Source organism: Pyrinomonas sp., assembly GCF_040289685.1.
Lineage (GTDB): Bacteria > Acidobacteriota > Blastocatellia > Pyrinomonadales > Pyrinomonadaceae > Pyrinomonas.
Window position 1 is genome coordinate 25334 of record NZ_PSLQ01000034.1, and the last position, 8971, is coordinate 34304.

Consider the following 8971-nt stretch of genomic DNA (forward strand, 5'->3'; position numbering starts at 1 on the left):
GAAGACGTGCCGCTTCTGATCGAACACTTCAACCGCCGCTTCTCCGCCGCCTACGGCAAAGAGCCAAAAGAGTTCACCCCGGAAGCGATGGAGAGGCTGCAACAGCATTCATGGCCCGGCAACGTGCGCGAACTGCGGAACACGGTCGAGCGCGTCGTCATCATGCACACGCCCGTCGAAGTGCACGCCAAAGATTTGCCGCCGCTCGGCAGCGATGCCGCGCTGATCTCACAAAGCAAGTTCCCCTCTTTCAAAGAGGCGAGCGAGGCCTACCAACGCGAGTTCATCAAACGGAAGCTCGCCGAAGCCGAAGGCAACGTTTCGCGTGCCGCCGAACTGATGGGCATCGACCGCAGCCACCTTTACCGGCGCATGCGCGCGCTCGGCATCAACGTGCGCGAAGAACGGTCGAGCACGTCGTCTTGACGGTTTAAAGAGCGCGTTTCGAAAACGGTCAGCGGAAGCATCGCTCGCCGACTTCAAAACGATCTTCCTCTTCTGACCCGGCGCGCACCGTCGAAGTGTTCTCCGGGCTTCGTCGCGCCCCCATGGTCGAAGCGAAACGCAAGCTGCGCCGACTTGCAAAAGACTCCGCCGCAACTTGCGCGGTTCCGCTATGGCCCAGCTTGCGGCACGCTAGTTGCCCAAGTGGTTGTCGGACACGTGCGCCGTCGCCCCGCATCTGGTAGGATTCGAGCGTGGCAACGAGCGCCCGAAAAGGATCGAGGGGAGAGGTCAACAGGCAGAAGATGGATTACACGACGCGAGAGCTTTTGAAACGTTATGCGCGCTTGGCTGTGGGCCAGCCGTTCGCGCCGGTGCTGCTCAACATTCTGGTCACTTCCGTGTGCGATATGCGCTGCACGCATTGCTTCTTCACGGAAGAGCTGGACGACCGACCGCGCAAGAAGCTGCAGATGAAGACGCACGAGATAGAGCGCGTCTCCGAGACGCTCGGCGGCAACCTTGGCGTCTTGATCATCGCGGGCGGCGAACCCTTCACGCGCAAAGATCTGCCCGAGATCGTTCGCGCCTTCTACGAAAATAACCGACTCGAATCCGTTTACCTGATGAGCAACGGGCAGATCCAAAAGCGCATCCTGCCCGATGTCGCGCGCATCCTCGATGAATGCCCGAAGCTAAACGTCGCCGTTGCGCTCGGCATCGACGGGTTGAAAGAAGAGCACGAAAAGATCCGCCAGAAGCCTGGTTCGTGGGATATCGCCATCGACACGGCACGGCAACTTCAGGCGATGAAGCGTCAATACAACAACCGCCTCGATGTACAGACCTGCACTTGCGTGATGCGCTCGAATCAAGAGCGCATCTTCGCGTGGTACGACTTTTTGAAGCACGAACTCAAGCCCGACAAAGTGAACATCAACTACATCCGTCCACCGTCAGCCGATCCGCGCGAACTCGAATTCGATCACGCGATCTACACGCGCTTGTCGAAGATGATCGACGAGGATTCGCGACAGGCAGCGATCAAGAACAACTACACGGGCAATGCTGGCTTCTTCAAAGCGGCGATCGACATCTACATGCACGGGCTGATCGCGAAGACCAAGGAGGAGAACCGCCCACAACTGCGTTGCTATGCCGGAACGGCTGGGGCCGTCATCTATGACGAAGGGACCGTCTCTTCGTGCGAGAACCTCGCGCCCGTCGGCAACTTGCGCGACTACGATTGGAACTTCTGGCGGTTGTGGAATTCGCCGGCGATGAAAGCGCGGCGGCGCAAAGTGGCCGACGGCTGCTTCTGCACGCATGAATCGAACTGTTACTATCCGAGCCTCGCCTTCAACCCGAAGCACTTGATCCAGATCAAGCGTCTGGAGCGGGAGATGAAACGGGCGCGACGCGAACTCGCACGCGCCCAAACGGAAGAGGGCGAAAGCTTGGCGGTGAAAGCTTGAACGAGCGCTTCCGAATGAGTTCGAAACCCTCGGGTGAAGTGAAGGATCGTGAGCCAACAGGTCGCGATCGGATGGCGCGCCCAAGGCAACTCGCCATCGGCGCTCTGATGAAGATGGACGCAAAGAAGCGAGACAAAGCCGTGTTCGATCTGGAGCCAGACCGACGCTCCGTTTCGCTGCATTGGAATGGCGCGCACCTTGGCCTCACCGTTCCGAAGATCCTCATCATCTCTTCGGACACGGGCGGCGGTCACCGTTCAGCGGCGGCAGCCATCGTCGCGGGCGTGCAGCGCTTCTTTCGCCGCGACTCATACGCCGTGCGCGTCGTTCGCGCCATCGAAGAGGCCCATTCGCTCACCGCGCGGCTGGTCCGGTTCTACAACTGGATGTTGCGCCACCGGCAACACTGGATGAAATACCTCTACTGGGCCGTCAACCGTTTTCGCCCGGAAACGCGCGACTTCTTCTACCGACGGACGGTCGGCTACGTGCGCGATCTGTTCGAGCGCTGGTGCCCGCACATCGTCATCAGCGTCCATCCGCTCACACAACATGGCATCGCGCGCGTCCTCAAGGAGCTCGGCTTGGCCGACCGCATCCCGCTCGTCACAGTGGTCACAGATCCGTTCGATGGCTTCTGGCGCGGCTGGGCGTGCGATGATGTGCGGCTCTACTTGGTGGCGAGCGACGAAGCGCGTCGGCAGTTGATCGAGTACGGCGTCGCGCCTGAGCGCATAAAAGTCTGCGGGATGCCGGTCCACCCGAAATTCGAACGGAGCGAGTGGGACGAAGGCGCTGCGCGCCGCGCGCGCCAAGCTTTGGGATTGGATCCAGATAAGTTCACCGTCTTCGTCAACGCCGGATGGATCGGCGGCGGCAACATCCCGAAGATCTTTCGCGAATTCGTGCGCGGCGATCTCGACGTGCAAGCGATCTTTCTCGCCGGTAAGAATGAGAAGCTGCGCGCCGAGGCCGAACGGGTCGCGCGCGCCGCGCGCTTTCCGGTGAAGATCGTCGGTTACACGGAGCAAATCGAACAGCTCATGCGCGCCGCCAGCGTGATGATCTCCAAGCTCGGCGGACTGACGACGTTTGAGGCGCTCGCCTGTCGCGTGCCGATCATTGCCGACGCGACCACACCGCCCATGCCTCAAGAAGCAGGGGCAGCCCGCGCTCTGGTCCAGCGCGGCGCAGGCGTGCTGCTCACGCGCGCTTCCGACATCGTGCCGGTGGTCCGACGAATGATGGAAGACGCGCGCTATTACGCTTCCATGCGCGCCGCTGCCGCCGGCCTCGTCGTCCCGCACGCAACGCAACGCATCATCGAAGAGATCGCCGCGCTCTTGCCGCACGGCGCAAAACCGAGCGCCGAGACGCTTTAAACCTTCCCGGCTCGTTGCCGACCAAGCGGCGTCGCGACGCGCGCCCTCACAACAGCGATCGTTAACGCTAGCACGCCATCTTCGAGTCGAAACCTCTCCGCGCGAGTTTGAACCTTGCGAACATGAACCAATGATCTTCGACTTGCAACCTGTTCGCGCGAAGTCGAATCTCTGATGCCCGCCGTTTTCAATCACGCTCTTCGCTGGGTTTGCAAGAAGCGCGGCTTTGAGTTTATAAAAGTTCATCGCGCCCGCCGAAGCCGCGGGCTTTTTTGAGGAAAGGCGACGGAGTTGAGCTTGCTTTTGGAAGGTAAACGCGCCTTCATCACAGGCGGCACGCGCGGCATCGGCGCGGCGATGTGCGAGGTCTTCGCTCGCGAGGGAGCCGACGTCGCATTCAACTACCAATCGCGCGATGATCTCGCCGCACAGGTGCGCGACAAGATCGAAGCTTACGGACGACGCGCATTGGCTTTCAAAATCTCCGTCACGGACCGCGTCGGCATGAAGCGCGTCACGCGCGAACTGGTCGAAGCTTGGGGCGGCATAGACATACTCGTTAACAACGCCGCCATCAATCGCGGCGATAACTTCGCGACGACCACCGATCGCGCCTGGGACGAAGTGATCAATACCAACGTCAACAGCCTCTTCGCCGTCACCAAGCCGATCTACAAACAGATGATCCGCCAGCGGCGCGGCACCATCTTGAACATCACCTCGATCGCTGCCATCCGCGCGCTTCCGACATCGGTCCACTACGCCACGTCCAAAGCGGCGATGATCGGGTTCACGAAGTGCTTGTCGCGCGAAGCCGCCGCCTTCGGCATCACGGTCAACGCCATCGCCGCCGGCATCTTCGATACGGAGCTGGCCCACACGCTCCCAGCGCGCTTGCTCGAGATGCACGATTTCTGGGTCTCGCGCGGACGATTGGGCCGCCCAGAAGAGTTAGCCGAATACGCCGCTTTCATGGTGAGCGACCGCAATTCGTTCATGAACGGCGAAGTGGTCATCATCGATGGCGGAGCCGTCACATAGCGAGGCCACGCGCTGAAGACGGTTTCGCGCTTCGCAAAGCGAAGCTCCTGCCGCGGCGGGCCTCGGAGGACGGCGAAATTGAAAGCGGATTTCATTCCTAAGTCTTTGATCAGTAAGAATTTACGTTGACAAGCTGAGTGCCGCTCCGGTATCATTCGTGAACGACTCGCAGTTCTGAATAATTGGAGGATGAAGAATGGCCAACACGAAACTGATCGACGCTTTGAATCGCGCTTTGAGCCTTGAACTCGCCGGAGTGATCCAATACTTGCAGCATAGCTTTCTCGTCACCGGCCCGGAACGTGAAGTCTATCGCGAGTTCTTCCGCAAGCAGTCGGAAGAAGCGCACGAACACGCGACCACGCTCGGCGACAAGATCGTCGCGTTGGGCGGCGTGCCGACGGTCGAGCCGGCGGTGATTCGGCAATCGACCGACTTGACCGAAATGCTCAAACAGGATCTCGAACTAGAGAGAGAAGCGATGGCCGCCTACGTCGTCGCTTGGGAAGCATGCACCGACGCCGAACGCGCTACGCAATTCCAACTCGAAGAACGCATGGCCGAAGAACAGATGCACATCGACGAATTGGAGAAGCTGACGTCGGAGCGTCAAGCGAAGGTTGCGAACGAACGGATAACTTTGCGTCAAGTGAGCTGAAGCTCTCTCTAGCCCCTACCATGAAAGGCGGCGCCGCTTCGCGCGAAGCGGCGCCGCCTCTTTTCACAAAGAAGTCTTTCAGGTTTGAATGCGAGAGTGGGCGATGATCGGTAGATGAATGATCTTTGCCGGAACGGCCTTCTCTTCCCCATGCACGCGACGCAACCGAGCGCGCGCGACGGTCAAGGCGCGATGCAAGTGATCAAGCTGCGCGCCGTCGAGCCAAATGGTCTTCTGCGCGCACCATCCTAAACCGTCCGTCCAAGTCGAATAGCGAAGCGCGACGCGCCCATCAGCCTCGTCAATGATCACTTCGATCTGCTGATCCGCGCCCGTTGCGGGAACTATTTTGAGCGTAGCGTTGCCGCTTGTGTTCACAGGAGTTCTTCGGCTCCCTGATGCTAGATCGGAGGGGAGTATGGCCCCTCGAAACGAAATTGAAAGCCGTTTTCAAATGCCATTATCGCCCTCCGCCTCTCCGCTGTCAAGCTGAAACGGCACTGCGAAAAAGCGCTTCTTCTCCGCAGTCGAGCTGGATCAGCATCCGAAAAGCGCTCCCCGACAGAAGGCGCCGTGAGGTTCAATTCCGTCGGCTCGATCCCATTCGGCACCCAAAGGCGGCTCCTAGCGAACTCCGCTCTTCGAGCGATGCGCGCGTTTTACTTATTCGGACGCCTCGCTTCGATGTTCTTGCTGGCGCGCGGTTAACTCCTCTTCCAACTGCCGCACACGCGCCTCCAGAGCGCGCAGTGTTTTGTGCATGTCGCCGAGGCGACGAAAGGCTGCCGTGGCACGCAACCACTCGCGGTTATCGAAGGCAGGGATGCCGGAGAGCGTTTTGCCGGGCGGAACGTCATGACTCGTCGCGCTTTTCGCCGTCAGCACGGCATCATCGCCGACCTTCAAATGCCCGGCGATGCCAACTTGCCCGGCAAGGATGACGCGACGCCCGATGTGCGAGCTTCCGGCCAGCCCCACTTGCGCGCAAAGGAGCGCATCTTCGCCGACCGTGCAGGAATGGCCGATCTGGACCAGATTATCTATCTTCGCCCCGCGTCCGATGACGGTCTCGCCCACGGACGCGCGATCAATGGTCGTGCACGCGCCGATTTCGACGTCGTCTTCGATGCGCACGCGTCCCGTTTGCGGAATCTTGAGCCAGCCGCCTTCTTCGTCCTTGGCGTAACCGAAACCATCAGCGCCGATGACTGCGTTGTTGTGCACGCGCACGCGCGCGCCGAGCCATGAATCCTCGCGGATGGCGACGCCGGAATGAATGATCGAACCCGGTCCTATGCGCACGCGTTCATAGATGACGACGTGCGGGTGGACGCGCACCCCGTCGCCGATCTCGACCTCGCTTCCGATGACGACGTAGGCGCCGATCCAGACATCTTTTCCAATGCGCGCCGATGGGTCAATCACCGCAGTCGGGTGAATAGCAGGCGTGACCTCCGGTTCGGGATGGAACAGTCGAAGGGCGCGCGTGTAGGCCAGATACGGATCGCGCGTGCGCAAGAGAGCGATGTCCTGACGGTCCACCTCAGCCTCTTCGGCGACGTAGATGGCCGAGGCTTGTGTTGTGCGCACGCGCGGCGTATAGCGCGGGTTGGCGAGAAAGGTCACTTGACCTTGCGTCGCTTCATCCAATCCCGCCGCCCCAGTGATCTCGATCTCTGGATCGCCTTCGAGACGCGCGCCCGTTTGCCGAGCTAGTTCCCCAAGCTTCATGCGCAAAAGTGTAACTTACAAGGTCGGGCGAATGCAGCCTGACAAAGCGCCTCGCCGTCGCGGGGCCGGGCGAAGATCCCAGTCGCGCCGAACGCGCTGGTTTACCGCAAGCCGTCTGACGAGGTTGATCGCCGTTCCAAAGCCGGTGCTCGACCGTGCCGAGCATATATGTTCACCGCGGGTCCACAATCAACCGTTCGACGAATTCAGTGACCGATTCAGCAACCGAGTGCTGGGCGCATGCGTTCACTGCAAGTTTGCGCGATAGACTGGACGAACCTCTTTCGTCAGGCGCGATCTCTGCTCCTCGCCGCAGGCGGGAAGCAGTACTGACCTGAACGCTGGCGGCACAATGCGACTTCGTTCCGCGCAAAGTATCAATGAGCAGTTCGCGCTACGCGAAAGGAAGAGATGCGCAATGCGATTTCGGTCCGCGTGGAATTAGGGCGAGTTAACGACCCTTCTGTGCGCTGCAACGTGGCTCAAGGCGACTTCGGTCCGCGCGAAATTTCGGCAACGCTTTCGGCGCTGGTCCATGATCTTTACGCGGAACAGCGCCATGGCTTTGCGCAGAATCCTTTGCGCTCGTGTGGTCGAGCAGATTAGAGCTTATCAGTGCAGATCAGCGCAGATATGCGGTCTCGCGCGGAAGTTTTGTAAAGCTTCTGCGCGAGACCGCTCCGCAGCCGAACGCCATGTGGTTCCTTGATAAACCCCTGACGTAACGGCAAGCGCTGTGCTTTTGGTCTTACCTTCCCATGCGAGATCTGCGACGCTTGACTGCGCCAACCACGCCAGCCAATCCCGTGCCGAGAAGCAGCATCGTCGTCGGCTCGGGAACTGCCGAGGGGGGCTGGCAAGGAGGCTGATCCGGCCCGCCGCAAACCTGCAAGCTGCCGCCCTTAATGAAGACGGCAGAATCCAAAATTGCATCGTGTCGATCAGCGATGACCAGCGTCAGCGTGTTCTGCACGTTCGGATTGACCGGCGCGACGAAGCTCAACACCGTCGTGAAGCCGTCAAGCTGCGTGTTGAACGGTCCGTTGGTGTTGCCCGGAAATGGATTGTTGTCGATGTAGAAACTGCAGTTCGTGCACGGGCCGGTCGCTCGGTTGCGTCCGCTGGCAAAGCCGTTATTAACGTTGTTGATCTCAACCGGAGTCGTCGTGCCCGGAATGAGCGCATAGTTCACTCCGTTAACCAGAAAGCGAAAGGCGTCGTTGAATGGAGAGCCAACGTACTCGTTGTACTCTTCCGAGCCGAAAACGTAACTGAATTGAATTTGATTGCCCGCCGGGGTGAAAACGATCTCCAGTATGGACGCGTTGAAACTGTCTGAGATCAACGATGTCCCTGGCGCACCGTTATCTGTGCCTGCATCGCCAGTGTTGTTCGGTCCGATGACGAATTGCGCATCGCCCGTGGTCAGGACGATGCCGCTTTCAAAGCCGATAACCCCGGTGCCGCCACTGAAGGTACCGGAAGCGTTGTTGGCACCGGTGTAGGTCGCGCTGTTGATGGTGATACCGCTCGATGAGGCTAACAATGTGTTGGCCAGCGTGTTCGCGTTGCTTGTGGTCGTAACGGAGAGCGGATCGGCATTGATCGCGCTCGACAACCACAAGCATAGGATCGCGCTTGCGAGGAAAAAGTTGAACTTGCGAGTCATCGCTGTTTCTCCTTTCTGAAGTGAGGCACTCTGCATAGTTGAAGATCGCGCCACTGCCTGCTTTCTCGGGGCATGAGAGAGCTGACGGGGCTTATGAAATGACTTTCAGCAAGCGGCAAGCGCCGCTCTGCGTTAAAACTTGTTTCTCAAGCAGGCCTCTTGCTTTGCAATGCAGCAGCGCATGAAGCCCCTTGCGCCACATCTTAATAGTTGACGGCGTCTCGATCTGTCTTGACAAAAAGCTGAAAGATTTCAGACAAGAAGTTTACAGTCCTTTTTGCTTCCTTTCCGTCGTCAACGCGGGCGATTTCGCGATCGCTCTGGCGAAGGTGGTCGCTTGGCTAGAGCGGATCGGAGAGCACTCTGGAGGCAGCTAACCCAGTTTGCGCAAAACAAGCCCAAGAGCGGTGAAGGCTCATGAGGTGTTTGGGCCAGAAGGGTAGAATAAAGCTCAGGGCATAAGGTGTTTGAGCTTAGAAGCCCGACAGTGCTGGTGATGGCAAATGCCTTGAACCCAGGGTTTTTAAGAACTTTTTTAACCGCAGGTAGCCACAGCGATCGACGGGAGCGA

8 protein-coding genes are annotated in these 8971 nt (G+C 59.3%); 5 read left to right on the forward strand and 3 right to left on the reverse strand.

Annotated elements, in window-relative coordinates; all coding sequences use genetic code 11:
• The 5 genes from C4334_RS08810 to C4334_RS08830 all read left to right on the forward strand — a co-directional run.
• Positions 1-426 (forward strand): AAA-type ATPase lid domain-containing protein (locus C4334_RS08810; RefSeq protein WP_352431716.1); only part of this gene is annotated, 426 nt, incomplete at its 5' end.
• Between the two features lie 323 nt (positions 427-749).
• A complete protein-coding gene (locus tag C4334_RS08815; protein WP_352431717.1) occupies positions 750-1919 on the forward strand; it encodes a radical SAM protein in 1170 nt (389 codons plus the stop codon).
• A 113-nt stretch (positions 1920-2032) separates the two neighbouring features.
• Positions 2033-3301 carry an MGDG synthase family glycosyltransferase gene (locus tag C4334_RS08820; RefSeq protein WP_352431718.1) on the forward strand — a complete coding sequence of 423 codons (1269 nt, stop codon included), beginning with the start codon at positions 2033-2035 and terminating at the stop codon, positions 3299-3301.
• Between the two features lie 291 nt (positions 3302-3592).
• Positions 3593-4342, forward strand: a complete 750-nt coding sequence (locus tag C4334_RS08825) for an SDR family NAD(P)-dependent oxidoreductase (RefSeq protein WP_352431719.1) — start codon at positions 3593-3595, stop codon at positions 4340-4342.
• A 196-nt stretch (positions 4343-4538) separates the two neighbouring features.
• A complete protein-coding gene (locus tag C4334_RS08830; protein ID WP_352431720.1) occupies positions 4539-5000 on the forward strand; it encodes a ferritin-like domain-containing protein in 462 nt (153 codons plus the stop codon).
• A 78-nt stretch (positions 5001-5078) separates the two neighbouring features.
• On the opposite strand, the gene C4334_RS08835 is transcribed toward C4334_RS08830, so the two are convergent.
• The 3 genes from C4334_RS08835 to C4334_RS08845 all read right to left on the reverse strand — a co-directional run bounded on the left by C4334_RS08835 (position 5079) and on the right by C4334_RS08845 (position 8400).
• A complete protein-coding gene (locus C4334_RS08835; protein WP_352431721.1) occupies positions 5079-5378 on the reverse strand; it encodes a hypothetical protein in 300 nt (99 codons plus the stop codon).
• A gap of 285 nt (positions 5379-5663) precedes the next feature.
• Positions 5664-6731, reverse strand: coding sequence for a UDP-3-O-(3-hydroxymyristoyl)glucosamine N-acyltransferase (gene lpxD / locus C4334_RS08840; RefSeq protein WP_352431722.1), 1068 nt, complete (start codon positions 6729-6731; stop codon positions 5664-5666).
• A 748-nt stretch (positions 6732-7479) separates the two neighbouring features.
• Positions 7480-8400, reverse strand: a complete 921-nt coding sequence (locus C4334_RS08845) for a choice-of-anchor L family PEP-CTERM protein (protein WP_352431723.1) — start codon at positions 8398-8400, stop codon at positions 7480-7482.
• Between the last annotated feature and the right edge of the window lie 571 nt (positions 8401-8971).